Source organism: Achromobacter sp. JUb104, assembly GCF_024806975.1.
GTDB classification, from domain to species: Bacteria; Pseudomonadota; Gammaproteobacteria; order Burkholderiales; family Burkholderiaceae_B; genus Achromobacter; species Achromobacter spanius.
The window spans coordinates 664,078-690,362 of sequence record NZ_JANUEY010000003.1; the positions used below are offsets into that span (position 1 = coordinate 664,078).

Consider the following 26,285-nt stretch of genomic DNA (forward strand, 5'->3'; position numbering starts at 1 on the left):
TCAATCCATCTGCGGGGCGCACTGGACGCCCTCCACCAACCATTATGCGGACGCATGGGCAAACTCCGGCTCACCGTTAAAACGCACACCATTGATTTCTTGGAACAATTGACGGCTTTCCTGTTCTGCTTCGTGCAAGTCTGAGAACGGTGCCTGTCCCGGCACTGTCCAGCATTTTTCCGGCGCGGTTCCGCCAACTCGGCGGGTCCATATCTGCACGCGGTAGCCCTGTTCATCTTCACGAGCGACAGAGCATCTCACACGAAAATCTCCAATCATTCTTGAAGTCATGGACAACTCCTTGTTATATAAGTGAATGAAGCGTGTAGAACGCGGGTGTATTGTGCCGCATCTATCCGGCCCTTTTATTAAAAATACACAATTGCTCACATCAAAATCATGCACTCACCCGCGTAGGATAATGAGCAAAAACGACAGCAATATGTCGACATGATAAAAAAAAACGGAGCCCAAAGGCTCCGTTTTCTTATCAGCCATTTGGCCGATGGACGCGCGGCGTGCTTCAGGGTTTCAGCACCGTCAAACCACCCATATACGGCTGCAACGCCTCGGGAATCAATACGCTGCCGTCAGGCTGCTGATGATTTTCCAGCACGGCGACCAACGCGCGGCCCACTGCCAAACCCGAACCATTCAACGTGTGCACGAATTCCGGTTTGCCCTGGGCATTGCGGAAACGCGCCTGCATGCGGCGGGCCTGGAAGGTTTCGCAATTGGACACCGAGGAAATTTCGCGCCAGGTATTTTGCGCCGGCAGCCACACTTCCAGGTCATAGGTCTTGGCAGAACCAAAACCCATGTCGCCGGTGCACAGCAGCATGACGCGGTACGGCAGGCCCAACAATTGCAGGACGCGCTCGGCGTGGCCGACCATGTCTTCAAGGGCTTCGTAAGACTGGTCCGGCTGCGTGATCTGCACCATTTCGACCTTGTCGAACTGATGCTGGCGGATCATGCCGCGGGTGTCGCGGCCACCGCTGCCGGCTTCGGAACGGAAGCACGGCGTATGCGCGGTGAGCTTGAGCGGCAGGTCTGCGGCGGCCTGGATGGTGTCGCGCGCCACGCTGGTCAGCGTGATTTCCGACGTGGAGATCAGGTATTGGTCTTCACGCACGTAAGGGTTGCCCGCGGCATCAACCTTGGGATCGTCATCGCCGCCGCCCTTGGACACGGCGAACATGTCGTCCTTGAACTTGGGCAACTGGCCCGTGCCGTACAAGGTGGACGCGTTGACGATGTAAGGCGTATAGCACTCGGTATAGCCGTGCGTGCCCGTTTGCAAGTCCAGCATGAACTGCGACAGCGCGCGGTGCAGGCGGGCAATGGGGCCGCGCATGAACGAGAAGCGCGCGCCCGACAGCTTGGCGGCCATGTCGAAATCCAGGCCCAGCGGTTCGCCGATGGCGACGTGGTCGCGCGCCTCGAACGCAAGCGCCGGCGGGTTGCCGTCAGCACCCGCTTCGCCCGGCAACCAGCGACGGACTTCGACGTTGTCGTCGGCGGATTCGCCCAAGGGCACACTGGCGTGCGGCAAGTTCGGCACCGACATCAGCAGGTCGTTAAGCGGCGCCTGCAAGGCGGCCAGCTCTTCTTCCAACTGCTTCAGGCGGACAGGCACCGCCTGCGATTCCGCCATGACGGCGCTGGCGTCTTCGCCCTTGGCCTTCAACTGACCGATCTGCTTGGCCAGCGCGTTGCGGCGGGCTTGCAGGGACTCGGTTTCGGTCTGGACGGCCTTGCGGCGAGACTCCAGGTCGTTGAACCGTTCCGTGTCGAAGGACACGCCACGGCTCTTGAGGCGGTCGACGACGGTTTGCAGGTCTTTGCGCAGCAGTATCGGGTCTAGCATGTTGATGTCGGTTGAGGTTCTAGTGAAGGCAATGGGCGTGGCCCGTTACCGGTTCTTGGCGCGTTCCAGTGCGTCCAGCTCGCGCAGGAATGCCAACTTTTGCTGGATTTTAGCCTCCAGGCCGCGATCGGTCGGCCGATAGAAGGAAGGCTTGAGTCCATCAGGGAAATATTGTTCGCCGGCGGCGTAGCCGTGCGGCTCGTCGTGAGCATAGCGGTAGGCCTTGCCGTGGCCCAACTGCTTCATCAGTTTGGTGGGAGCGTTGCGCAGGTGGATGGGCACCGGCGCGCTGCCATGTTCGGCCGCGAACTGGCGCGCCTGGTTGTAGGCGTTGTAGACGGCGTTGGACTTGGCGGCACATGCCATGTAGACCACCGCTTGCGCCAGCGCGAGCTCGCCTTCGGGCGAGCCCAGGCGCTCGTAGATATCGGCGCCGTTCACGGCCAGGTCGGTCGCGCGCGGGTCGGCCAGGCCGATGTCTTCCACCGCCATGCGGACCAGGCGACGCGACAGGTATTTGGGATCGGCGCCGCCGTCGATCATGCGGCAGAACCAATACAGCGCGGCGTCGGGATTGGAGCCGCGCACCGATTTATGCAGCGCGCTGATCTGGTCGTAGAACGCGTCGCCGCCCTTGTCGAAACGGCGCAGGTTCTGCGACAGCGATATTTCCAGCCAGGCCGCATCCACGGTATCGCGGCCCGCCGACTGCGCGGATTCCGCCACGACTTCCACCGCGCTGATCAAGCGCCGCGCATCGCCGTCGGCCCAGGCGGCCAATTGCTCGCGCGCGTCGGGCTCGATGCGAATGGCTTCGCCGTCATCCAGCCCTTCGTTCAGTGCGTGTACCGCGCGGTCGACCAGTTGCTGCAATTCCTCGGGCGACAGCGATTGCAACACGTACACGCGCGCCCGCGACAACAGCGCCGAATTGACTTCGAAGGACGGGTTTTCGGTAGTGGCGCCGATGAACGTGAACAGCCCGCTTTCGACGTAGGGCAGAAAAGCATCCTGCTGCGCCTTGTTGAAGCGATGCACCTCGTCCACGAAAAGAATGGTGCGGCGGCCTTGGCCTTGCGCCACCTGCGCCACCGTGACCGCTTCGCGAATGTCCTTGACGCCGCCCAGCACCGCCGAAATGGCGATGAACTGCGCATCAAAGCCATCAGCCATCAGGCGCGCCAGCGTGGTCTTGCCCACGCCGGGCGGCCCCCAGAAGATCATGGAATGCGGACGGCCCGACTCAAACGCCACGCGCAGCGGCTTGTCAGGGCCCAGCAGGTGCGACTGCCCGACCACGTCGGACAAGGAACGCGGGCGCAGGCGCTCGGCCAGGGGCACATAGGGCCGATGCGCAGGATCGGCCGCGAAGAGATCGTTGCTCATTGGCAGCAGATGGGGGAAGACGGCAAGAAATACAAGTCAGCATTACACCATGACCGCCGCCTTTGCCCCGGGGAGCGGGCGGCGTCGCCTAGGCCAGTTCGGGCGGCGCGAAGCGGCGGTTGGCCAGCACCGGCAGCACCTTGCGTGCATGCGCCAGGCGTTCCGGGTCGATATCGGCAAACACCAGCGCCGGCCCCTCGCCCGCGCGCGCCGTCACCACGCCCAGCGGGTCCACGACCATGCTGCAACCGATATTGCGTTCACCGCATTCCCCGGTGGCGGCCACGTAGCAGGTGTTTTCCAGCGCGCGTGCCGTCACCAGCACTTCCCAGTGCATTTCCTTCAGCGGGCCGCGCACCCAGGCCGCCGGCAGTACCAGCAGGTCAGCGCCATCCAGCGCCAGGCGGCGCGCCAGTTCAGGAAAACGCACGTCGTAGCAGGTCATGAGCCCCACGCGCAGGCCGCCAATGTCCAGCAGCGGCGGAAGTTCGGTGCCGGCCGTGACGTTGGTGGATTCCTTCATCGTGAAGGCGTCATACAGGTGCAACTTGCGGTATTGCGACACGATCTGGCCGTCTTGCACGGTAACCAAAGTATTCCAGACCCGCCCTTCGCCCGTCGGAACGTGCACGCACATCATGGTGGCAAGCGACGATCCGCGGCTGGCTTCAAGCAGCCGGGTCATGAACGGGCCGTCCAGCGGCTGGGCCGATTTCAGCACGATTTGCGGGTCGGTAATGTCGCGGGCAAGGATGCCTTCAGGCAAGACCAAAAGCCCCGCCCCGCCAGCGCTGGCGCGCTCCATCAGGTCAATGCAGACCTGCGCGTTTTCTTCCCAGACTCGGCTGACGGCGAACTGGCCCAAAGCGACTTTCAACATGGCTTTTCCTTCATGGCGCGCGGTGTTTCGCGGATTTCCTATTGTCGCGCCAACCTGCCCCTGACACAGCCTACGGGTAAGCCCTAGCTGCCGCTTGTAAATTTCTTTCACGATAATGAAAAAAACAAACTTTCACGTAAATATTTTCCAGACTCGAGCGCCCGCCATGACCAATTCCTCTTCCCCCGCCGCCTTGTTGGATGTGAACGGCAAAGGCCTGGGCGCGTTCCCCGAGTCCTGTACGACGGCCGGTGTGGCCGCGCTGAACTGGAATCTGCTGAACGAAGATGTCAGCCTGCCCGTAGCGGTGCTGTACGAAGCCCGCGTGCGCCACAACCTGCAATGGATGCAGCAGTTCATGGAGGCGTACCACGTCAAGCTGGCGCCGCACGGCAAGACCACGATGAGCCCCGCCCTGTTCAAGCGCCAGATCGACAACGGCGCGTGGGGCATCACGCTGGCCACCGCGCCGCAAGTGCTGGCCGCGTATCAACACGGCATCCGCCGCGTGCTGATGGCCAACCAATTGGTGGGCCGCGCCAACATGGCCATCATTGCGCGCCTGCTGCAAGACCCCGCATTCACGTTCTTCTGCATTGTCGATTCGCCCACCAACGCCGCCCAGTTGGGCCAGTTCTTCGGCGAGCAAGGCCTGACCCTGCCCGTGCTGATCGAGCTGGGTCCCACGGGCGGACGCACGGGCGTACGCGACGACGCGCAGTTGCAGGCCGTGGTCGACGAGATCGGCCGCTGGCCTAGCCTGGCGCTGGCCGGCATTGAAGTCTACGAAGGCGTGTTGCAGGAAGAAAGCGCCATCCGCGCCTTCCTGCGCCGCGCCACCGACGCTCTGCGCGGTCTGGCCACCTCGGGTCGCCTGCGCAAGAACGGCCCCGCCGTCATCTCTGGCGCGGGTTCGGCCTGGTTTGACGTGGTGGCCGAGGAATTCTCGCAACTGGACATCGGCACGCCGCTGGAAGTGGTGCTGCGCCCCGGTTGCTACCTGTCGCACGACGTCGGCGTCTACCGTTCGGCCGCTGAACGCATCAACGCCCACAACCCCGTAGCGCAAAAGATGGAACCGGGCCTCTTGCCCGCCTTGCAGGTCTGGGCCTATGTGCAATCGCTGCCCGAACCCGGCCGCGCAATCATTGCGCTGGGCAAGCGCGACGCCGCGTTCGACGCCGGCCTGCCCACGCCCGCCCTGCACTTCAGGCCGGGCCTGACGCGGCCCGGCCTGACGCGGCCCGACCAAGACACGCCGGCCGCAGCGCCGCAAACCTGGAAGCTGACCGCCATGATGGACCAGCATGCCTTCATGCAGATCGCCGACGGCGACGACATCCAGGTCGGCGACATGATCGCCTTCGACATTTCCCACCCCTGCCTGACATTCGACAAGTGGCGCCAGGTGCTGCTGGTGGACGAGCAGTACCGCGTCACCGACGTGGCCGAAACCTTTTTCTGACCGCCCCCCGCCCGCCGCATCGCGCCAGGCCCGAGGGGGCTGCTGCAAAAAACCGGGATCCCGGCGCATACCCAATCACGCGACAACCTGTTTTTGACCCTCTGGAGAGAGAATCATGAACTTCCGACCCTCCCGGCGAGGCAGTGGGCTGACCAGCCTGCTCGCGGCCGGCGCTATTGGCTTGACCGCATTGACGTCCCCCGCCCTGAGTGCCACGCCGGTCAAGGGGGGCACGATATCCGTCGCCACCATCGGTGAACCCCCGACGTTGGACCCGATGAGCAGCACCGCCGACCTGGTGGGCATTCTGACGCAGCATTTCTTTGAAACGCTCTACACGTTCGACGCCAAGTGGAACCTGACGCCGCTGCTGGCCGAGAAGATGCCGGAAGTCACCCCCGATGGCCTGGTCTACACGATCGCGCTGCGCCAGGGCATCACCTTCCATGATGGGTCGAAGATGGATTCGTCGGACGTGCTGGCGTCCCTGAAGCGCTGGACCGAAACCGCCACGCGCGGCAAGGGCGCGGCCAAGGTCATCAGCAGCATCGAAGCGCCTGACGCCAACACCATCCGCATCACGCTGAAGCAACCCTATGCGCCGCTGACCGCGCTGCTGGCCATGAACAACGCCGCGGCCGTCATCATGCCCAAGAGCAAGATCGCGCCGGTACTGAGCGAATTCGTCGGCACGGGCCCGTACCAGTTGAAGGCCCGCATGCCCGACCAGTACATCCAACTGGTGCGCTTCGAGGGCTACAAGCAACGCGAGGGCGAGCCCGACGGTTATGGCGGCGCGCGCAAGCAATACCTGGACGAAATCCGCTTCGTGCCGGTCAGCAACGCCAACACCCGTTCCGAAGCCGCCGCCGCCGGCCAGTTCGACTACGTCGACTCGCTGCCCGTGGAAGCGCTGGACAAGCTCAAGGGTGGCCGTTCCGACCCGGTGATGCTGAAGCCCTTCGGCTGGCCGCGCCTGGTGCTCAACACCAAGCAAGGCATCATGTCCAACCTGGCCGTGCGCCAGGCCGTGCAGTTGGCGCTGAACGAAGAAGACATGCTGTTCGCCGCCTTCGGCAACAAGGACTTCTACAAGCTGAACGGCGACCTGTATCCGGAAGGCTACCCGTGGGCCACGTCGCTGGGCGGCAAGGTCTACAACAAGGCCGACTCCGCCGCCGCCAAGAAGCTGCTGGACGGCGCCAACGTGGCCGACAAGAAGATCCGCATCCTGACCAGCCAGCAGTACGAGTTCCATTACAAGATGGCGCTGGTGGCCGCCGAATACCTGAAGGCCGCCGGCTTCACGGTGGACATGCAGGTGGTGGACTGGGCCACGCTGACGCAACGCCGCCAGGACCCCGCCGTGTGGGACATCTTCATCACCCACAGTGTGTTCCTGCCGGAACCCGCGCTGATCGACTTCCCGTCGAAAGATGCACCGGGCTGGTGGGATACGCCACGTCGCGCTCAAGTCATGGACGCCTTCAACCAGGCCCGCACGCAGGAAGAACGGATCAAGCGCTGGGCCGACGTGCAGCAAGCCGTGTATGACGAGGTGCCGTTCGTGAAGGTCGGTGACTTCAACTCCCAATCCGCCCGCTCGCCGTCGCTGCAAGGCACCAAGCCCGCCCCCTGGCCGTTCTTCTGGAACGCCTGGAAAAGCCCCAAGTAGGATGGGTGAAGCGCGGCATGCCTTGGGCAAGAACCCGATTGCCTGCCGCGCGCAGCCCATCATTGGAACGTGATGCTGTACCGGACCGGTTCGAAAGGGCCGATTCGTTGACCGTGTGGCCGAACCGTTTGGCGTTGACGACCGCTTGATGGGTTACGCGCGGCAGGCGATGGAGTTCTTGCCCTTGGCCTGCCGCGCTCCACCCATCCTACGAGCCGACGTGCCGAACGAATCGACGTGCCGAACGAGCCGCCGTGCCGAACGAGTCGCCGTGCCGAATGACGCTTTTTAGGACTTTATCGTGTTGCGTTATCTTTTAAACCGCTTGGTCGGGCTGGTGGCTGTGATGTTTATCGTCGCGACCATTGTGTTCGTCATTATTCGCGTCACGCCCGGTGACCCGGCCGCGGTGATGCTGGGGCCGCAGGCCAGCCAGCAGGACATCGCCGCGCTGCGCGCGCAGTTGGGGCTGGACCAGCCCATGGCGCTGCAGTATGTGTCGTGGCTGGGCAAGCTGGTGCAGGGTGACCTGGGCCAGTCCATCTTCATGAACAAGCCCGTGCTGTCGGCGCTGGCCGATCGCGCCGAACCCACGATACTGCTGACCTTGATGTCGCTGCTGATCGCCAGCGCCATCGCGCTGCCCGTGGGCATTCTGTCCGCGGTCAAGCGCGGCACCACGCTGGACCAGTCGGTGCTGTCGTTTTCGATGTTTACCTCCAGCGTGCCCAGCTTCTGGCTCGGCCTGCTGCTGATGCAGATTTTCTCGGTGAAGCTGGGCTGGCTGCCGGTGTCGGGCTATGGCGGCCCGGACGCATCGCTGGCCACGCGCCTGTCGCACCTGATCCTGCCCGCCGTGGTGCTGGGGCTGGTGAATTCCGCGCTGATCACCCGCTTCATCCGCGCCAGCATGCTGGACGTGCTGCGCGACGATTACGTGCGCACCGCGCGGGCCAAGGGCCTGCCGGAAAGCAAGGTCATCTTGAAGCACGCCGTGCGCAACGCGCTGATCCCCATCCTGACCGTGCTTGGCCTGACCACCGCGCTCTTGATCAGCGGCGCCGTCGTGACCGAAACCGTGTTCGGCCTGCCCGGCGTGGGCAGCCTGGTGGTGTCCGCCGTGCTGCGCCGCGACTATCCCGTCATCCAGGGCGCGCTGCTGATCATCGCGGCCATCTACGTCCTGATCAATCTGATCATCGACCTGCTCTACCTGCTGGTCGACCCCCGGGTGCGCTACTGATATGGCTATTGCAACTTCTCCCCAATCCTCGGGCAGCGGCGACCGCTGGCAGGTGCTGCGCCTGCTGGTGTCGCGCAAGACCGTGCTGTTGAGCCTGATCGTGATCATCGTGCTGGTGGCCGCCGCGCTGCTGGCGCCGTGGGTCAGCCCGTACGACCCCTTCAAGCTGTCCATCATGAACCGGCTGAAAGCGCCGGGCGCCGCCCACTGGTTCGGCACCGACGACTTCGGCCGCGACGTTTTCAGCCGCGTCATCTACGGCGGCCGCCTGTCGCTGATGGTGGGCTTTTCCGTGGTGATCGTCTCCAGCGTGCTGGGCATTGCACTGGGCCTCATCGCGGGCTTCTTCCGATCGGCCGACAAGTTCGTGTCGCGCCTGATCGACGCCATGATGGCCTTTCCCGACATCCTGCTGGCGATCTCGCTGGTGGCGGCGCTGGGGCCGTCGCTGATCAACGTGGTGATCGCGCTGGGCATCGTCTACACGCCGCGCCTGGCCCGCATCGTGCGCGCCTCGACGCTCGTGATCCGCGAACTGCCTTTCGTGGAAGCCGCCCGCGCGCTGGGCGTGCCCACCTGGCGCATCGTTACCGTGCACGTGTTGCGCAACCTGGTGTCGCCCATTCTGGTGCAAGGCACGTTCATCTTCGCCTACGCGATCCTGGCCGAAGCCGGCCTGTCGTTCCTGGGCGTGGGCGTTTCGCCCGACATTCCTACCTGGGGCACCATGATCAACGCCGGCCAGCAGTACATGGGCTCGGCCGACTGGATCATGGTTTTTCCCGGCATTGCCATTGTGCTGTCCGTGCTGTCGCTGCAATTGGTGGGCGACGGACTACGCGACGTACTCGACCCGCGCCTGCGCAAGGAGCTGTAATCATGACGGCAAGCACCCGAGACGTCGTGCTGTCCGTGGAAGGTCTCAAGACCTGGTTCCACAGCCGCGACGGCATCGCCAAGTCCGTGGACGGCGTCACCTTCGACCTGGCCCGCGGTGAAACGCTGGCCATCGTGGGCGAATCCGGCTCCGGCAAATCCGTGACCAGCCTGTCCATCATGGGCCTGTTGCCCAAGCCGGCGGGCCGCATCGAAGCGGGCAAGATCCTGTTCCGCGACCGCCAGGGCGTGCAGCACGATCTGGCCCATGCGTCGTCCGCCACCCTGCAGAAGATACGCGGCGCCGAAATCGCCATGATCTTCCAGGAGCCCATGACCAGCCTGAACCCGCTGTACACCGTGGGCGACCAGATCGCCGAAGCCGTGTTGCAGCATGAGGGCGGGTCGTACGCGGCGGCCATCAAGCGTGCCCGCGAAATGCTTGAGCGCGTGGAGATTCCCGCCGCCGATCGGCGCGTCAATGAATACCCGCACCAGATGTCGGGCGGCATGCGCCAGCGCGTGATGATTGCGCTGGCCCTGGCCTGCAACCCGGCGGTGCTGATCGCCGACGAACCCACCACCGCGCTGGACGTCACCGTGCAGGCGCAAATCCTGGACCTGCTGCGCCGGCTGCAAAAAGAGATGAACATGAGCATTCTGTTCATCACGCACAACCTGGGCGTGGTGGCCGAGATTGCGCATCGCGTCGCGGTCATGTACGCCGGGCGCGTGGTGGAAGATGCGGGCGTGTACGACCTGTTTGAAAAGCCCACGCATCCGTATACCCGCGGCCTCTTGTCCTGTCTGCCCACGGCGGCGCTGCTGGCTTCCGGTGAGCGCCTGCGCGCCATTCCGGGCAACGTGCCCAGCGTGCTGTCGCTACCGGCCGGCTGCACATTCGCGCCGCGCTGCGACATGGCGGCCGACGATTGCCGCGCCGCCGTGCCCGAATTGGTGGCCGTGCAGGCCGAACACCGCGCGCGCTGCATCAAGGTGAACCCGATATGACTAGCCCCCAAGCCACCGTGCGGGCCGAAGACCCGCTGGTCCGCATTGAAGATCTGAAAGTCCACTTCCCCACGTCGCAAGCGCGTCATGCGCCCGTCGTGCGCGCAGTCGACGGCGTCAGCTTCGACGTGCCCCGCAATACCATCGTCGGCCTGGTCGGTGAATCAGGCTCCGGCAAGACCACGACGGGCCGCGCCTTGTTGCGCCTGTTCAAGCCCACCGCCGGCCGCCTGTTGTTCGACGGCCAGGACATCACGCACCTGAACGAAAAGCAGATGCTGCCGTGGCGCCGCCGCATGCAGATTGTGTTCCAGGACCCCTACGCCAGCCTCAACCCCCGCATGACGGTGGCCGAGATCCTGGGCGAAGCGCTGGACACGCACAAGCTGGCGCAGCACCGCCGTTCGGCCCGCATCGGCGAACTGCTGGAGCGCGTGGGCCTGAACGCGGACCACAGCCGGCGCTATCCGCATGAATTCTCGGGCGGGCAGCGCCAGCGCATCGGCATTGCGCGCGCCCTGGCGGTGGAGCCCGATTTCATCGTGGCGGACGAACCCGTGTCGGCGCTGGATGTGTCGGTGCAGGCGCAGGTGCTGAACCTGCTGCAAGACCTGCAACGCGACCTGGGCCTGACGATGCTGTTCGTGGCTCACGACCTGGCCGTGGTGGACTACCTGTGCGATGAAGTGGTTGTGATGTATCTGGGCCGCGTCATGGAGCGCGGGCCCACCAGCGAAGTCTACGCACGCCCGCGCCACCCCTATACTCGCGCACTGCTGTCGGCCGCGCCCGTGCCGGATCCGCGTGCGCCGCGTTCGCGTATTCTGCTCAAGGGCGACATCCCCAGCCCGATCAATCCGCCGTCCGGCTGCGTGTTCCGCACACGCTGCCCCCACGCCACCGACGCCTGCGCCACCATCGAGGCGCAAGCGGTGGAAGTGGGTCCGGGCCACTTTGTGGCCTGTACGCGCCTTGACGCCCCCGAGCTGGCGGCCTAGCGCCACTGCCCCGACCCGATCCGACCCAGGAATCCCACATGAACATCATCCGCGACATCGTCTTCCAGATACGCAGTCGGCGGGACGCATTGAGCGTGACCGAACGCAAGGTGGCCGACGCCATCCTGGACGACATCATCTGGGGCGCCAGCGCCACCGTGGACCAACTGGCCACGAAGGCCGGCGTCAGCATCGCCACGATTTCCCGCTTTGCGCGCACGGTGGGCTGCGATGACACCCGCGACCTGAAAATGAAACTGGCGCAGGCCAGCACGGTGGGCAGCCGCTTTCTGGACCCCAGCGCACCGGCCGAGGAAAGCACCTTCTACGCGCGCATTTACGCTGACATCGAAAGCACGCTGCGCGCGCACCTGCCCACGTTTACCGAACAGCTTTTCGAACAGGCGGCCTCCATCGTGGATGGCGCGCGGATGATCTACGTGTTCGGCATGGGCGGCGCGTCCGCCGTGCTGGCGCAGGAAGTGCAATCGCGGCTGGTGCGGCTGGGCTACCCCATCGCCGTGTACAGCGATGCCGTGCTGCTGCGCATGGTCGCCGCCACGCTGGACGAGCGCGATGTCGTGCTGGTGCTGTCGGCGTCGGGCCTGACGCCGGAGATCATCGGGGCGGCGCGCATTGTGAAGCAATATCGCGCCCGCATCGTCGCCATCACCGACGCCACGTCCGAGCTGGCCAAGCTGGCCGACGTGGTGCTGCCCATCCGCACGGACGAAACCGACTTCATCTACAAACCCTCGGCATCGCGCTACGCGATGATGCTGGCCATTGATTTGCTATCAACCGAACTGGCCATGCTGAACCAAGAGGAAAACCGCGAACGGCTGCGCCGCATCAAGCTGGCGCTGGACGAGCATCGCGGCGGCCCCAACCGTTTACCGCTGGGCGACTGAACCTGGAACCCAAGATGTACGACACCCTTATCGGCAACGTCCGTGTCCTGGACGGCACGGGCGGCCCCGAATACCGCGCCAGCGTGGCGCTGGCCGACGGCCGCATTGCCGCCATCGGCGCGCTGCCCGGCGCGCAAGCCCGCCAGATCATCGACGGCACCGACCTTGCCCTGGCCCCCGGCTTTATCGACGTGCATACGCACGACGACACCAACGTCATCCGCACACCAGGCATGCTGCCCAAGCTGTCGCAGGGCGTGACGACCGTGGTGGTGGGCAACTGCGGCATCAGCGCGTCGCCCGTGTCGCTGCGCGCCGAACCGCCCGACCCGATGAACCTGCTGGGTAGCCGCGACGACTTCGCCTACCCCAGCTTTAGCGACTACACGCGCGCGATCGAAGCGGCCCAGCCCGCGGTCAACGTGGCCGCGTTGGTGGGCCATACCGCGCTGCGCAGCAACCACATGGACCGCCTGGACCGCGTCGCCACCCGCGACGAAGTCCTGGCCATGCGCGAGCAACTGCGCGAGGCGCTGGCGCATGGCGCCATCGGCCTGAGCACGGGCTTGGCCTACGCCTCCGCCATCGAGGCGGACACGGACGAGGTCAAGCTGCTGGCCGAGGCGCTGGACGAATTCGGCGCGCTGTACACGACGCATCTGCGCTCGGAATTCGCGGCCATTCTAGATGCCATGCAGGAAGCCTTCGACATTGCCCAGCACGCCCGCGTGCCGGTGGTGGTGTCGCACCTGAAATGCGCGGGCGCGGGCAACTGGGGCCGCACGAAGGAAGTGCTGTTCACGCTGGAGAACGCCGGCCGCATGCAGCACGTGGGCTGCGACTGCTATCCCTATTCCGCCAGCTCGTCCACGCTGGACTTGAAGCAGGTCACCGACGAATTCGATATCGACATCACGTGGTCGGTGCCGCATCCCGAACAAGCCCGCCGCAAGCTGGCCGACATCGCGGCCGACTGGGGCGTGTCCTTGATGGACGCCGCGCGCCGGCTGCAACCGGCCGGCGCCGTCTATCACAACATGCACGAGGACGACGTGCGCCGCGTGCTGTCGCATCCGCTGACGATGGTGGGCTCCGACGGCCTGCCCAACGACCCGATGCCGCATCCGCGCCTGTGGGGCGCGTTCCCGCGTGTGTTGGGCCACTACAGCCGCGACGTGGGCTTGCTGCCGCTGATCCAGGCCGTGCACAAGATGACGGGCCTGTCCGCCGCCCGCTTCGGCCTGGCCGAGCGCGGCCTGGTGCGCGAGGGCTATCACGCCGATTTGGTGCTGTTCAACCCGGACACCGTCATTGACCGCGCCACCTTCGCCGCCCCCGTGCAAACCGCAGCCGGCATCGAAGCCGTGTGGGTCAACGGCGCGCTGTCCTATCGGCACGGGCAATCCACCGGCGAGCGCGCCGGCCGCTGGCTGCCACGCAACGGCGACCTGCGCGCCAGTTTTGCCGCCGCATCGCCCTATTCTTCCGCATCCACCCAAATTTAAGGAGTGCACTCATGAGCAACGCCCCCACCCCCGACAACAACGGCATCACCCGCTACGGCGTCGCCGGCGGCACCGGCCAAGGCGGTTTGCACATGCCATTTGCGCGCGCGGTCGCCGCCGACGGCTGGCTGCATGTGTCCGGCCAGGTGCCGATGGAAAACGGGGAAGTGATTGAAGGCGGCACCGTCGCGCAGTGCCACAAGGCGATCCAGCAACTGCTGGCCATTCTGAAGGAAGCCGGCTACGGCCCGGAACACGTGGTGCGTTGCGGCGTCTGGCTGGACGACGCTCGCGATTTCCCGTCGTTCAACAAGGTGTTCAAGGAATACTTCGGCGAAAACCCACCCGCCCGCGCCTGCGTGCAGTCCAGCCTGATGGTGGACGCCAAGGTGGAGATTGATTGCGTGGCGTATAAGCGGCCGTAAGCGGCTAACGCCAGCTTGTCGTAGGATGGGTGAAGCGCGGGAGGGCGGGGGCAAGAACGCAAGCGTCCAACGCGCGTAACCCATCAAACAACGCCCCAAAATTCTTCTGCGGTCCCACCATACCTCCACCATCGCCTGATGGGTTACGCGCGTTCGACCCCGGGGTTCTTGCGACCAATCTCCCGCGCTTCACCCATCCTACATTTTCACGACATCTACGCCTTGGGGGGCCGTGAATTGGAATTCCTTGGCGGGTAGCGTGGGGTTGGCGTTAATCGCCGATAGGTCCACGCGCGTGGTCTGGCCGAACGAATCCAACAATTCTACGCGCACCGGCAAGTTGTCCTTCATGCCGATATCCACGCGCGAAAAGCCGGCGTCTGCCGTGCGCGGCTTAGCGCGCAGCCAGTCTACGCCGTCCTTGGACGGCAAGGCCGACACATCGAACGACTGCTCAAGCGAGCCCGAACCGAACAGGATCGCGGCGGGCGACGTGCCGATGGCGGCGTCGACCTTGCGTTCGGTGACTTGCGCCAGGTCGGGGTCAAACTGGAACAGCACGCGCCCGTCGGACACCACCAGTTGCTCATAGGGCTTCTGCACCGCCCACTTGAATTTTCCCGGACGCTGAAACGAGAACACGCCGGTTTGCGCGGGCTGCGTGCGGCCCTGGTTGTTCACCGTGTACTGCGAGAACGAACCGGTGGCCGACGTGACCGTGGCCACAAACGACTTCAACTGCTCTTGCGCGCTGGCGGCGAACGACAGCGCGGGCGCCAGGCTCAGGGCGGCTACAACGGCCAGGCGGCGAAACGTCTTCATCATGCTTCCTCTCGGGCAGCGGCAGCGGGGACCAGGATCTCGCGATTGCCATTGGACTGCATCGCCGACACCATACCTGATTGCTCCATCTGCTCGAGTAACCGGGCCGCGCGGTTGTAACCAATGCGCAGGTGGCGCTGCACCAGCGAAATCGACGCGCGGCGGTGCTTGAGCACCACTTCGCAGGCCTGGTCGTACATCGGGTCGGACTCCGCGTCGCCACCGATGCCGGTGACGCTGCTGGCGCCTTCGCCGTTGTCGCCTTCGACGCCGCCTTCCAGCAGCCCTTCGATATAGTTCGGCTCGCCCTGCGCCTTCAGGTTTTCCACCACGCGGTGCACTTCGTCGTCGCTGCAGAACGCACCGTGCACCCGCACCGGCAGCCCGGTGCCCGGCGGCATGTAGAGCATGTCGCCCTGGCCCAGCAGGGTTTCGGCGCCCATCTGGTCAAGAATGGTGCGGGAATCAATCTTGGACGACACCTGGAACGCGATGCGCGTCGGGATGTTGGCCTTGATCAGGCCGGTAATGACGTCCACGCTGGGGCGTTGGGTGGCCAAGATCAAGTGAATGCCGGCGGCGCGCGCCTTCTGCGCCAGGCGGGCGATCAATTCTTCGATCTTCTTGCCCACCACCATCATCAGGTCAGCCAACTCGTCGATCACCACCACGATGGTGGGCAACGGCGCCAGCGGCTCGGGCTGGTCGGGCGTCAGAGAAAACGGATTGGGGATGGGTTCCTCGCGCTTGATGGCGTCGCGGATCTTGGTGTTGTAGCCCGCCAGGTTGCGCACGCCCATCTTGCTCATCAGGCGATAGCGCTTTTCCATTTCGCCCACGCACCAGTTCAGCGCGTTGGACGCCTGACGCATGTCGGTGACAACCGGCGCCAGCAGGTGCGGAATCCCTTCGTAGACGCTCATTTCCAGCATCTTCGGGTCAATCAGGATCAGGCGGGTGTGCGAAGCATCGGCCTTGTAGAGCAGCGACAGGATCATGGCGTTGATCCCCACCGACTTACCGGAACCGGTGGTACCGGCCACCAGCAGGTGGGGCATCTTGGCCAGGTCAGCCACCACGGGGTTGCCGGCGATGTCCTTGCCCAGCGCCATGGTCACCACCGAATGGCTGGCGTGATAGGTCTGCGACCCCAGAATTTCGGACAAACGCACCATCTGGCGGCGCGGGTTGGGCAGTTCAAGGCCCATCAGGTTCTTGCCCGGAATGGTTTCCACCACCCGGATGCTGACCAGGCTTAGCGCGCGCGCCAGGTCCTTGGCCAGGTTCACGATCTGGCTGCCCTTGACCCCGGTGGCCGGTTCGATTTCATAGCGCGTGATGACGGGGCCCGCCTGGGCCGCCACCACGGTGACGGACACGCCAAAGTCGGCCAGCTTCTTTTCAATCAGGCGCGACGTGAATTCGATGGTCTCGGCGGAGACGGTTTCCTGGTTGGTAAGCGGCGGATCCAGCAGGCTGATGGCGGGAAGGTCGCCCTCGGCCCCACCGGAAGGCGCAAAGAACAGCGACTGCTGCTTTTCCTTTTCCACCCGTTCGGACTTCGGCACGACGGTAATGGCGGGTTCGATCCGCACCGGCTGCTCGTGCACCAGCTTTTCCTGCTTGGCCACCACCTGTTCGGTGCGCACGGCCTTCGCCACCTGGCCCACCTTGCGGTCTTCGCGCGCGGCGTAGGAATCGCGAACGCGGCGCACCAGGCCTTCCAGCCATGCGCCCACGCGCTCGGCCACGGCCAGCCACGAAAACGAGAAGAACAGGCTAAGGCCGATGGCCAACATCACCAGAAAGGCCAGCGTGCTGCCGGTGAAGCCGATGCTGCGGCTGATCAGATCGGCCAACATGTGGCCGATGACGCCGCCCGCGCCGCTGGCGGTCTCGGACGCGCCGGGCAGATGCGTGCCGTGGCTGGCCAGGCGCAGGGCTTCCATGCCCAGCGACCCTACCAGCAGCAGGAAAAAGCCGATGCCCTCTTCCCAATGGACACGCGGCAGCACTTCCGGCTGTTTACCATTAGTTACTTTAAGCTGGCTGGCCAAGCGCCGGTAGCCTGCCCGAACCCGGTGCAGCAGCAGGATGACCCACCACCAGGCCGAAAAACCGAAGAGATAGAGCAGGATGTCCGCTAAGTAGGCGCCCAGCCGGCCGCCATGGTTGCGCACGACGTCGCCGGGCACGGAGTGCGACCAGCCAGGGTCGGACGCGCTCCAGGTGGCCAGCACCAGGGTGAGCCAGGCCGCCAGGGCGGCAAATAGGATCCAGCGGGCTTCGCGCAGCAACGCGGAGATACGCGTTTGTAGCGGCGAAGGACCGTTGCGGGTGTTGCGCGAGGCGCGCGGGGAAGCAGTCGAGATACGCGGCATGCGGCTCATTATAATTGGGCGTTAACCTAAAGATACCCGCCCATGTCCACGCCCACCCACGCTAAAGTTTTGATACTCGGTTCCGGCCCCGCCGGTTACACGGCGGCCGTCTATGCGGCACGCGCCAACCTGAGCCCCGTCCTGGTGACCGGCCTGGCCCAAGGCGGCCAGTTGATGACCACCACGGACGTCGATAACTGGCCCGCCGACGCGGATGGCGTCCAGGGCCCCGACCTGATGCAGCGTTTCCAGAAGCATGCCGAACGCTTCAACACCGAAATGCTGTTCGACCACATCGCCAAGGTTGATCTGTCCAAGCGCCCCTTCACGCTGACCGGCGACACGGGCAAGATCTACACCTGCGACGCCCTCATCATCGCCACCGGCGCATCGGCCAAGTACCTGGGCCTGCCCTCCGAAGAGGCCTTCATGGGCCGCGGCGTGTCGGGCTGCGCCACCTGCGACGGTTTCTTCTACCGCAACCAGGACGTGGTCGTGGTGGGCGGCGGCAACACCGCCGTCGAAGAAGCCCTGTACCTGTCGAACATCTGCCGCAAGGTCACCCTGATCCACCGCCGCGACAAGTTCCGCGCCGAACCCATCCTGGTCGACAAGCTGATGTCCAAGGTCGAGAACGGCAACATGGAACTCAAGCTCTTCCACACCCTGGAAGAAGTGCTGGGCGACAACAGCGGTGTAACCGGCGTGCGCGTACGCCACGTGGACACTGGCGCTACCGAAGACATGCCCGTCACGGGCGCCTTCATCGCCATCGGCCATCAGCCGAACACGGAAATCTTCCAGGGCCAACTGGAAATGAAAGACGGCTACATCGTCACCAAGAGCGGCTTGTCCGGCATGGCCACGATGACCTCCGTTCCGGGCGTGTTTGCCGCCGGCGACGTGCAAGACCACGTCTACCGCCAAGCCATCACCAGCGCCGGCACGGGCTGCATGGCCGCCCTGGACGCGCAACGGTGGTTGGAGAATGCGGGGCAGTAAGGTCGGCCTGGCCGACCTGAAACGCCTGAAGAAAGACCTGCAAGCCGAGCGCGAACGCGAAGCGCTCGCCAAGCGGGTTGCCGTACTGAAGAAGCCTGAAACCGCCCCCATGGACGACATGGCGGCGTTTCAGCGCACCATGAAGTCCGTCACGCCGATCAAGCAGGCCGCCCGGGTGGAACACAAGCCCGTCGCGGAACCCGCGCCTGCGCTGCGTCGGGCCAACGCGCTGGGCGAAACGCCGTCACGCGCCGATATCGGAGTGTCCGACGGCGGCGAAATCACCCATCTGCTTTCCGAAGGCGGCACCGCTTTCGTGCGCAGCGACGCCGCGCCCGACACCGCCCGCAATCTGCGGCGCGGTCAATGGCGCGCGGGCGCCGAACTGGACCTGCACGGCTTGCGCGTGGAGCAGGCGCGCCATGCGCTGCTGTCGTTCCTGGATGAATGCCAGGACCACGGCATCCGCTGCGTGCGTATCGTGCATGGCAAGGGCTATGGCTCTGAAGGCCTGGAACCCGTGCTGAAAGACAAGGCGCGCACCTGGCTGGTGCAGAAGAACGAGGTGCTGGCGTTTTCCGAAGCGCCCGAACGCGAAGGCGGCGCCGGTGCGCTGCTGGTGCTGCTGCGGCAATCCGAAGGATCGCGCAAATGAAATGGCTATACCTGGGTGTGGCGATCATCGCCGAGATCTTCGCCACCAGCGCCCTGAAGGGCTCGGAAGGCTTCACCCGCCTGATGCCGTCCATCATCACCGTGTTCGGCTACCTGATCTCGTTCTACTTCCTGTCGCTGACGCTGCGCGAAATTCCGGTCGGCATTGCCTACGCCATCTGGTCGGGCGTGGGCATCGTGCTGATCTCCATCGTGGGCGCCGTGTTGTTCAAGCAGCATCTGGACACGCCCGCGCTGATCGGCATCGGCCTCATCATCGCCGGCGTGGTGGTGATGAACGTGTTTTCGAAATCGGTCTCGCATTGACGGCGCGCACCGGGCGGTTTGGGTGGCCCGCGTCGTGGCGCAGGCAGGCGGCCTGGCTTTGCCTGGCTTGCCTGGCCGGGCTGGCTTGCCTGGGCTACCTGCCGGCCGCCAACGCCGACGCCACCAACGCCAACGCCAACGCCAACGCTGCCGCACAGGACTTCAACCGCGCCGCCGAGCTGGCCCGCTACCGCTCGTGGCTGAAGGACTTCACGCAGGATCTCGACACGCTGTCCGCCACGCGCCGCCCGCTTAGCGACGCCCAGTTGGACGAGATGTTCGCGCGCACGGTCGTGCCGGGTTCCCGGGCTGCCGGTTTCATCCGCCAGACCTTCGCGCGGCGCGGCACGGACGGCACCTACACTGCCCAAACCGGGCCGCGCCGCGTGCTCCTGGGCGTCTTGAACAGCGGCATTCCAGCGGGCCAGGGCGGGCGTTACCCCGAGACGGATCCAGCCCTGGATGTCACCGACCTGACCGTCTGGTACCTGCACGTGGACGTGGGCGACATGACCAGTACGTACCTGCTATCGGGCGAACATTTCACACCCTACCGGCTGCCCCCGCCCGGCAAGCTGGAACGCAAGGCTTACCCCTTCCTGTTGATGCAGGCCGATCACGGCGCCTTGCGCCTGGGCGGCGTCAGCAGTGAACTCTGGGGCCTGATCGTCTATTTGCACAATGCCGCGTATTAAGTCCGCCCTGCGCCTGCTGGCCGTGGCCACGCTACCGCTTGTCTCCACCTGGGCGCATGCGCTATGCCAGCCCATGGCGGCATCCGGCCAACGGGAAACCGTGGTCGCCGACGTGCGTCTGGACGACACCAACACGCTGCTGGCGCTGGATGGCTCGCGCATCAAGACGTGGGAGCCCCCCGTTAACGTACGAACCGGCCAACGCGCCACGCCCTACGCCTGGGCCGAAGCGGTGGACTGGTCCGTGTACGCCGCCGAACCGGGCGCCACCATCGGCCCTACCCTGCTGCGGTTCGAGCGCGGCCCGGATGGCGTCAGGCACGTCTGCGGCATCGCCGAATACAGCGCCCGCGCCGTGCACGAGGTGACGGAATCCGGGCAGTCCTCGCTGCCCATGCCGGACAACGAAACCCGCTTTCTTTACGACGACGCGGGGCGGCTTGCCGGCTATGAACTGCGGTCACGCAATGCAGCGGGCCGAGCCAACCCCACGCAGCATTTCTGCCTGCGCTATGACCGCCACGGCTGGCTGGCCGAACAGGGGGCCAACGCCTGCGACAAGCCCTCGCAGCCGCTGATGCGCTACGTGCACGATTCGGCAGGCCGCCTGCTGCGCACGATTTCCTACTTGGAAAGACAAGGCGACGTGATCGAGGTCAGGGAGTTCGACACGCAAGGCAAGCCGGGCCAGCGCACTCTGCGCCAACGGCTGGATTGGGACAACGATAAGGTGGTGCTGGGCTTGCCCTACCCCGAGCGCGCATCGGAATATTCCATCCTGGTGCTGCCCGGCCCGAACTGGGCGGCGCCGGCGCTGGAGTCGTATCACTATGACTGGGCCATCGTGCAGCCCAAGGGCGATGGCCGCGAGGTCTACGCCGCCCGCCGGGATCCCACCGCCGTGCTTGCGCAGGGCAACAGCGGCCCGAACGGCCGCTTCACGCTAAGCAACGCGCAGCGCCGGAAGGTTTGGGAGGCGGCGGGCCAGCACCCTGGCGGCGTGCAATGGCTATGGGCGCCCGGACAGATCCATACCCTGTTGCAAGCCCTGCCCGACAAGGTCTGGCAGGCTTGCATCGACCCCGAGAACCGGCAGGCGAACGCCTGCCAGGCGCCCTAGGATTTCCTTAGCCGCGTCCCAGGTGCTTCCTAGGTACTTTCGGCCGGCGGCCGGGTCGCACCGGGGCGGCGCAGATAATCCACCAGCGCCACCGTCGCGCTGTCGGGTGGCGGGGTCAGCAAAGACACCACGATGATCGTCAGGAAAGCCACCGGCGCGCCGAACACGCCCGCCGCGATCGGCTGTATGCCCCACCACAAATCCACCGGTTGTATGCGCGAGATGCCCAGCACCGATTCGCGCAGCCACGGATGCGTGTAGGTCATATAGGCGAAGGTCACCAACAAGCCCGCCGCCATGCCCAAGGTGGCGCCCCATTTGTTGGCGCGCCGCCAGAACACGCCCATCACCAGCGCGGGAAAGAACGACGAGGCCGCGAACGAGAACGCCGCCGACACCATGAAAAGAATGTCGGCGGGTTTGCGCGCCGCCACCCAGGCCGCGCCGAATGCCACCACCAGCAGCAGAATCTTCGACACCATCACACGGCGCGCGGCCGACATGCGCGGTGACACCATCCGGTACCACATGTCATGCGACAGGGAATTGGACAAGGTCAGCAGCAGGCCGTCGGCCGTGGACAGGGCCGCGGCCAAGCCGCCCGCCGCGACCAGCCCCGAAATCACATAAGGCAGGCCGCCGATTTCCGGCATGGCCAGCACCACGACGTCCGCCCCCATGCTGATTTCGCTTAATTGCACGACGCCGTCGCGGTTGATGTCGGTGACATCCAGCAGGTTGCTGTCGACCGCGCTCCAGGCATGCACCCAGTTGGGCAGGCTAAGAAAGTTGGAGCCGACCACTTGCGTGTAGACCTCGTACTTGACCAAGAGCGCCAGCGCGGGCGCCATGAAATACAGCAACAGGATGAACAGCAGCGACCAGCACACCGACTTGCGCGCCTCGATCACCGAGGGCGTGGTGTATGAGCGCATCAATATGTGCGGCATGCCCGCCGTGCCCAACATCAGGCACAGCACCAGCGCCAGGAAGTTGATGCGCATGTTGCGCTGTTCCTCGGGATCCTTGGCGGGGAATGGTTCGGCGTGCGGCGTGGCGGGCGCCGCCCGCGCCTCGAAGGTGGCGCGCGCCTGCGACCAGGCCACCCGCGCATCTTCCACGCTGGCGGGGTAGGCGGCCAGTTCGCGCTCGACCGAGCGGATGTCGACCATGGGCGCCTCGGTGGCGCTCAATTGCGCCAGGCGGCTGCGCAGCTTGTCTTTTTCCAGCGTCCAGGATTCCGGCAACGTCTGCACACGCTTGGCCATTTCATCCGCATGCTGCTGCCACAGCCGGCGCACCTCGATCTCGGACGGATCATTCTGCAGATAGATCTCTTTTTCGGTCACCTGCTGCAGCACCACGCCCGCGGACAACTGCGGCACGGGCATGTTCGTATGCTTGACCGACAGCCACACCACCGGCACCAGATAGGCGATGACCAGGATGATGTACTGGCCCACCTGCGTCCACGTAACGGCGCGCATGCCGCCCAGGAACGAACACACCAGCATGCCGCCCAGCGCAACGAAGATACCCAATTCGAACGAAATGCCGGTCATGCGCGTGGTGATGATGCCCACGCCGTAGATCTGCGCGACCAGATAGGTGAACGAGCACAGGATGGCGCAGGCCACACCGGCCAGGCGCGGCAAGTTGCCGCCGTAGCGCGCGCCCATGAAATCGGGGATGGTGTACTGACCAAAACGCCGCAGGTACGGCGCCAGCAGCATGGCGACCAGCACATAGCCGCCCGTCCAGCCCAGGATGTAGGCCAGGCCGCCGTAACCCGTCAGGTACAACGTGCCCGCCACGCCGATGAAGGAGGCCACGGACATCCAGTCGGCCGCCGTGGCCATGCCGTTGTAGATGGCGGGCACACGCCGCCCGGCCACGTAGTATTCCACCTGATCAGACGTGCGGCAGACGATGCCGATGCCGGCGTACAGGCTCACCGTGACCAGCAGGAACACATAGCCGATCCAGTTGCGCGGCATGCCCAGCACTTCGGCCAGCGCCAGCATCAGAATCATCAGCGCAAAGCCCGCCGTGTACAGCACGTAGATACGCCGCAGCCGGATCTTGAATTCCTGGGGTGTGTCTCCGCTGAAAAACGGCATCAGCGGTCTCCCCTGGCGGCGTCGGCATCTTCTTCAGCCAACTCATCAGCGCTGTTCATGACCCGGGCGTAGATACCAATGATGATCAGATAAGCCAGGGGTGCCCCATAAGCCGCCATCCAGAAGGCGAACGGCCAGCCGATGAAATCAAAGCTGAGCCTGCGCGCGAAGAAGGTAGGCACGAACGTCAGCGCCGCCCAGACGACAAGCAGCAACAGAATCAGCCGCAAATTGCGGCGCCAATAGGGAGTCGGGGTGGAAACAGGAAGAGGTGCGCGGGATTTCGGCATGGCTAGGATGTTTTCAGACCCTACCTGGATAGCGCGAAACGCTGCGTCTGAAAAGCCCATGCGGCAAAAATTCAGGCTTTTTATGCGACAACGGCTGGCACTGCCTGGTGCCAGCCGTTGTGCGTTTTGCTTTTTTTGAGTACTGCTTTACTTTTTTTTTTTACCGGTGCCGCCGGTATTTGCCCATGCAGGGCTTTGTCTCCTCGCCTGCATGGGAAGAGATTCTGCACCATGTGCGGGAATGTCACACTAGGGGAATGCCCTAAGACGGAGCATTCATTTACATATTCCATGCCCCATCGTGGTGCGAAATGACCACAAAGTTCTAAATATTGGGATTTTCTGGCTGAAATCCCGGAATTGAGCTGAATTCAGGAATCTCGCCCGTCCCGGAATATGACGCTTGCCACCGCGCCATGCCCGGAATCGGGCGCGCCGCATCCATCTGCCCCCCCGCTGCATTTCAGCCCGCCACGGCGGCGTTTATTTCTTGTTTACGCCCCGCCCCCGAAGCTATATCCCGTTTTTACCCCCCGCTCCGTAACCTGCCGGTGTCCTGCTTTGGTCACCTGGCCTGCCCGGCGCGCATCCGCTTTTGCCGCGCAGGCCCGTCGTTCGAAGGGAGCGCCGCTCCCGGGAGGAAAAACGTGGATGCCATCTATATCACCGCCTTCGCCGTCATGGCTGGGCTGACATTCGGCCTGCTGCAGTTCTGCGCCGGCTTGTCGTCGGGAGAGCCGTCATGAACTGGCTCTATGCATTCAGCGGCCTGACGGCCGCGGCGCTGTTCGTCTACCTGCTGGTGGCGCTGTTCAAACCGGAGAAATTCTGATGACCGCCGAATTCATCGGGCTGCTGGTCTTGTACCTGGCAGTCCTGCTTGCGATCGCGCCGCTGCTGGGGCGCTACATCCGCATCGCCATGGAAAACGGCCAATCCAGGCTGACCGCCTGGGGCCGCCCCCTGGAACGCGGCATTTACCGGCTTGCGGGCATCGACCCGCAGGCTGAAATGGGCTGGAAGCGCTATGCCGTGGCAGTGCTGGCCTTCAACCTGATCGGCGTCGCGATGGTCTATGGCCTGCAACGCTTGCAGGGCATGCTGCCGCTGAATCCCGCCGCCATGGGCGCCGTCACCCCGGATTCGGCGCTCAACACCGCCATCAGCTTTGTCACCAACACCAACTGGCAAGGCTACGGCGGCGAAGCCACGATGAGCTACCTGACGCAGATGCTGGCGCTGACGGTGCAGAACTTCGTGTCCGCCGCCACCGGCATCGCCGTGCTGTTCGCGCTGATACGCGGCTTGTCGCGCCACAGCTCGGCCACGATCGGCAACTTCTGGGCGGATATGGTCCGCTGCACGATGTATGTGCTGCTGCCGCTGTCCTTCGTGCTGGCGCTTGCCCTGGTGAGCCAGGGCGTCATCCAGAACTTCAGCCCTTACCAAGACGTACAGACCGTTGAAGCCCTGCATTACGAGCAGCCGCGCATGAACGCCGACGGCCAGCCCGTGCTTGATGCCGCGGGCCAGCCCGTTATGGATCCCGTGACGACCTCGACGCAGACGCTCGCGATGGGGCCCGTGGCCTCGCAGGAAGCCATCAAGCTGCTGGGCACCAACGGCGGCGGCTTCTTCAATGCGAATTCGGCGCATCCGTTCGAGAACCCCTCGCCGCTGTCTAATTTCCTGGAGATGCTGGCCATTCTGGCGATTCCCGCCGCGCTCTGCTTCGCGTTCGGCGAAATGGTCGGCAGCCGCCGCCAGGGCATCGCCATCCTGGCGGCCATGACGGTGCTGTTCGCCGTCTTCGCGCTGACCACCGCCTATTTCGAACAGCAGCCCAACCCCATGGCCGCGCAGGCAGGCGCCGACAGCGCGCTGTCCGCGTTGACACCCGGCGGCAACATGGAAGGCAAGGAATCGCGCTTCGGCATCGCGGCCACCTCACTCTTTGCCATCATCACCACGGCCGCGTCCTGCGGCGCCGTGAACGGCATGCACGACTCATTCAGCGCCATGGGCGGGCTGCCGCCGATGCTGCAAATGCAGTTGGGTGAAGTGGTCTATGGCGGTGTGGGCTCGGGGCTGTACGGCATGCTGGCCTTCGCGGTGCTGGCGGTCTTCATTGCGGGCCTGATGATCGGGCGCACCCCGGAATACCTGGGCAAGAAGATCGAAGCCTACGACATGAAGATGGTGTCCATCATCATCCTCGCCACGCCCTTGCTGGTGCTGGGCGGAACCGCCCTGGCCGTCTCCGTCTCGGCGGGACAGGCCGGTGTGCTGAACCCGGGCATCCACGGCTTCTCGGAAATTCTGTATGCGCTGTCCTCGGCGGCCAACAACAACGGCAGCGCCTTTGCCGGGCTGTCCGCGAATACGCCCTTCTACAACGTGCTGCTGGGCATCGCCATGTGGTTCGGCCGCTTCGCCGTGATCGTCGCGGTGCTGGCCATGGCCGGCTCGCTGGCGGCCAAACGGCGCTTGCCCGCCGGCCCCGGCAGCATGCCCACCACCGGCCCCCTCTTTGTGGTGCTGCTGATCGGCGCGGTGCTGCTGGTAGGCGCGCTGACGTATGTGCCGGCGCTGGCCTTGGGGCCCGTCGCCGAACACCTGCAACCCTGAA

The 26,285-nt window shown here is 64.7% G+C and carries 24 protein-coding genes; 16 read left to right on the plus strand and 8 right to left on the minus strand.

Going from position 1 to position 26,285, the window contains the following annotated elements; all coding sequences use genetic code 11:
• Positions 1-42 precede the first annotated feature (42 nt).
• The 4 genes from M2361_RS23510 to M2361_RS23525 all read right to left on the minus strand — a co-directional run bounded on the left by M2361_RS23510 (position 43) and on the right by M2361_RS23525 (position 4,136).
• On the minus strand, positions 43-291 hold the full coding sequence (locus M2361_RS23510) for a hypothetical protein (protein WP_082134366.1): 249 nt from the start codon (positions 289-291) through the stop codon (positions 43-45).
• Positions 292-523: 232 nt separating this feature from the next.
• Positions 524-1,870, minus strand: coding sequence for a serine--tRNA ligase (serS, locus tag M2361_RS23515; RefSeq protein ID WP_100852816.1), 1,347 nt, complete (start codon positions 1,868-1,870; stop codon positions 524-526).
• A gap of 45 nt (positions 1,871-1,915) precedes the next feature.
• Complete coding sequence (locus M2361_RS23520) at positions 1,916-3,256, minus strand: replication-associated recombination protein A (RefSeq protein ID WP_259252102.1); 1,341 nt, start codon at positions 3,254-3,256, stop codon at positions 1,916-1,918.
• Positions 3,257-3,344: 88 nt separating this feature from the next.
• Complete coding sequence (locus M2361_RS23525) at positions 3,345-4,136, minus strand: deaminated glutathione amidase (RefSeq protein ID WP_259252105.1); 792 nt, start codon at positions 4,134-4,136, stop codon at positions 3,345-3,347.
• Between the two features lie 166 nt (positions 4,137-4,302).
• Between M2361_RS23525 and M2361_RS23530 the strand changes: the two genes are divergently transcribed.
• From M2361_RS23530 to M2361_RS23570, 9 genes are all read left to right on the plus strand, one after another.
• Complete coding sequence (locus M2361_RS23530) at positions 4,303-5,601, plus strand: amino acid deaminase (protein WP_259252106.1); 1,299 nt, start codon at positions 4,303-4,305, stop codon at positions 5,599-5,601.
• Between the two features lie 115 nt (positions 5,602-5,716).
• Positions 5,717-7,276 (plus strand): ABC transporter substrate-binding protein, encoded by a 1,560-nt coding sequence (locus M2361_RS23535; RefSeq protein ID WP_259252107.1) that lies wholly within the window; start codon positions 5,717-5,719, stop codon positions 7,274-7,276.
• Between the two features lie 301 nt (positions 7,277-7,577).
• Positions 7,578-8,519, plus strand: coding sequence for an ABC transporter permease (locus M2361_RS23540; RefSeq protein WP_046803377.1), 942 nt, complete (start codon positions 7,578-7,580; stop codon positions 8,517-8,519).
• 1 nt (position 8,520) lies between these two features.
• The gene (locus M2361_RS23545) at positions 8,521-9,396 is read left to right on the plus strand and encodes an ABC transporter permease (protein WP_259252111.1); all 876 of its coding nucleotides are present in this window, start codon (positions 8,521-8,523) and stop codon (positions 9,394-9,396) included.
• 2 nt (positions 9,397-9,398) lie between these two features.
• On the plus strand, positions 9,399-10,406 hold the full coding sequence (locus M2361_RS23550; protein ID WP_100852822.1) for an ABC transporter ATP-binding protein: 1,008 nt from the start codon (positions 9,399-9,401) through the stop codon (positions 10,404-10,406).
• Positions 10,403-11,404: an ABC transporter ATP-binding protein gene (locus tag M2361_RS23555; protein ID WP_230693423.1), complete on the plus strand. Its 1,002-nt coding sequence runs from the start codon at positions 10,403-10,405 to the stop codon at positions 11,402-11,404. Before M2361_RS23550 ends, M2361_RS23555 begins: the two co-directional genes overlap by 4 nt.
• A 38-nt stretch (positions 11,405-11,442) precedes the next feature.
• On the plus strand, positions 11,443-12,315 hold the full coding sequence (locus M2361_RS23560; RefSeq protein WP_100852824.1) for a MurR/RpiR family transcriptional regulator: 873 nt from the start codon (positions 11,443-11,445) through the stop codon (positions 12,313-12,315).
• Positions 12,316-12,329: 14 nt separating this feature from the next.
• On the plus strand, positions 12,330-13,820 hold the full coding sequence (locus tag M2361_RS23565; protein ID WP_259252112.1) for an amidohydrolase family protein: 1,491 nt from the start codon (positions 12,330-12,332) through the stop codon (positions 13,818-13,820).
• A gap of 11 nt (positions 13,821-13,831) precedes the next feature.
• Positions 13,832-14,245: a RidA family protein gene (locus tag M2361_RS23570; RefSeq protein ID WP_259252114.1), complete on the plus strand. Its 414-nt coding sequence runs from the start codon at positions 13,832-13,834 to the stop codon at positions 14,243-14,245.
• Between the two features lie 198 nt (positions 14,246-14,443).
• Here the strand turns inward: M2361_RS23570 and lolA are convergent, their stop codons facing one another.
• Entirely contained in the window at positions 14,444-15,067 is a 624-nt protein-coding gene (lolA, locus tag M2361_RS23575; protein ID WP_259252656.1) for an outer membrane lipoprotein chaperone LolA, read from the minus strand.
• Positions 15,067-17,448, minus strand: coding sequence for a DNA translocase FtsK (locus tag M2361_RS23580; protein ID WP_259252116.1), 2,382 nt, complete (start codon positions 17,446-17,448; stop codon positions 15,067-15,069). The genes lolA and M2361_RS23580 overlap by 1 nt, the downstream gene beginning before the upstream one ends.
• 42 nt (positions 17,449-17,490) lie before the next feature.
• Between M2361_RS23580 and trxB the strand changes: the two genes are divergently transcribed.
• The 5 genes from trxB to M2361_RS23605 are packed head-to-tail and all read left to right on the plus strand — an operon-like array spanning position 17,491 to position 21,246.
• Positions 17,491-18,450, plus strand: a complete 960-nt coding sequence (gene trxB / locus M2361_RS23585; RefSeq protein WP_100852828.1) for a thioredoxin-disulfide reductase — start codon at positions 17,491-17,493, stop codon at positions 18,448-18,450.
• Entirely contained in the window at positions 18,437-19,105 is a 669-nt protein-coding gene (locus M2361_RS23590; protein ID WP_259252118.1) for a Smr/MutS family protein, read from the plus strand. The genes trxB and M2361_RS23590 overlap by 14 nt, the downstream gene beginning before the upstream one ends.
• On the plus strand, positions 19,102-19,431 hold the full coding sequence (locus tag M2361_RS23595) for a multidrug efflux SMR transporter (RefSeq protein WP_259252121.1): 330 nt from the start codon (positions 19,102-19,104) through the stop codon (positions 19,429-19,431). Before M2361_RS23590 ends, M2361_RS23595 begins: the two co-directional genes overlap by 4 nt.
• A complete protein-coding gene (locus tag M2361_RS23600) occupies positions 19,428-20,126 on the plus strand; it encodes a hypothetical protein (protein WP_259252123.1) in 699 nt (232 codons plus the stop codon). Before M2361_RS23595 ends, M2361_RS23600 begins: the two co-directional genes overlap by 4 nt.
• A complete protein-coding gene (locus M2361_RS23605; protein ID WP_259252126.1) occupies positions 20,113-21,246 on the plus strand; it encodes a hypothetical protein in 1,134 nt (377 codons plus the stop codon). The genes M2361_RS23600 and M2361_RS23605 overlap by 14 nt, the downstream gene beginning before the upstream one ends.
• Positions 21,247-21,275: 29 nt before the next feature.
• Here M2361_RS23605 and M2361_RS23610 read toward each other — a convergent pair whose 3' ends face one another.
• Both M2361_RS23610 and M2361_RS23615 read right to left on the minus strand, forming a co-directional pair.
• A complete protein-coding gene (locus M2361_RS23610; RefSeq protein WP_259252127.1) occupies positions 21,276-23,366 on the minus strand; it encodes a sodium:solute symporter family protein in 2,091 nt (696 codons plus the stop codon).
• Positions 23,366-23,656: a DUF4212 domain-containing protein gene (locus M2361_RS23615; protein ID WP_259252657.1), complete on the minus strand. Its 291-nt coding sequence runs from the start codon at positions 23,654-23,656 to the stop codon at positions 23,366-23,368. The genes M2361_RS23610 and M2361_RS23615 overlap by 1 nt, the downstream gene beginning before the upstream one ends.
• A 742-nt stretch (positions 23,657-24,398) precedes the next feature.
• Between M2361_RS23615 and kdpF the strand changes: the two genes are divergently transcribed.
• Positions 24,399-24,488, plus strand: coding sequence for a K(+)-transporting ATPase subunit F (gene kdpF / locus M2361_RS23620; RefSeq protein ID WP_050447213.1), 90 nt, complete (start codon positions 24,399-24,401; stop codon positions 24,486-24,488).
• Positions 24,488-26,284: a potassium-transporting ATPase subunit KdpA gene (gene kdpA / locus M2361_RS23625; RefSeq protein WP_259252130.1), complete on the plus strand. Its 1,797-nt coding sequence runs from the start codon at positions 24,488-24,490 to the stop codon at positions 26,282-26,284. The genes kdpF and kdpA overlap by 1 nt, the downstream gene beginning before the upstream one ends.
• Position 26,285 lies beyond the last annotated feature (1 nt).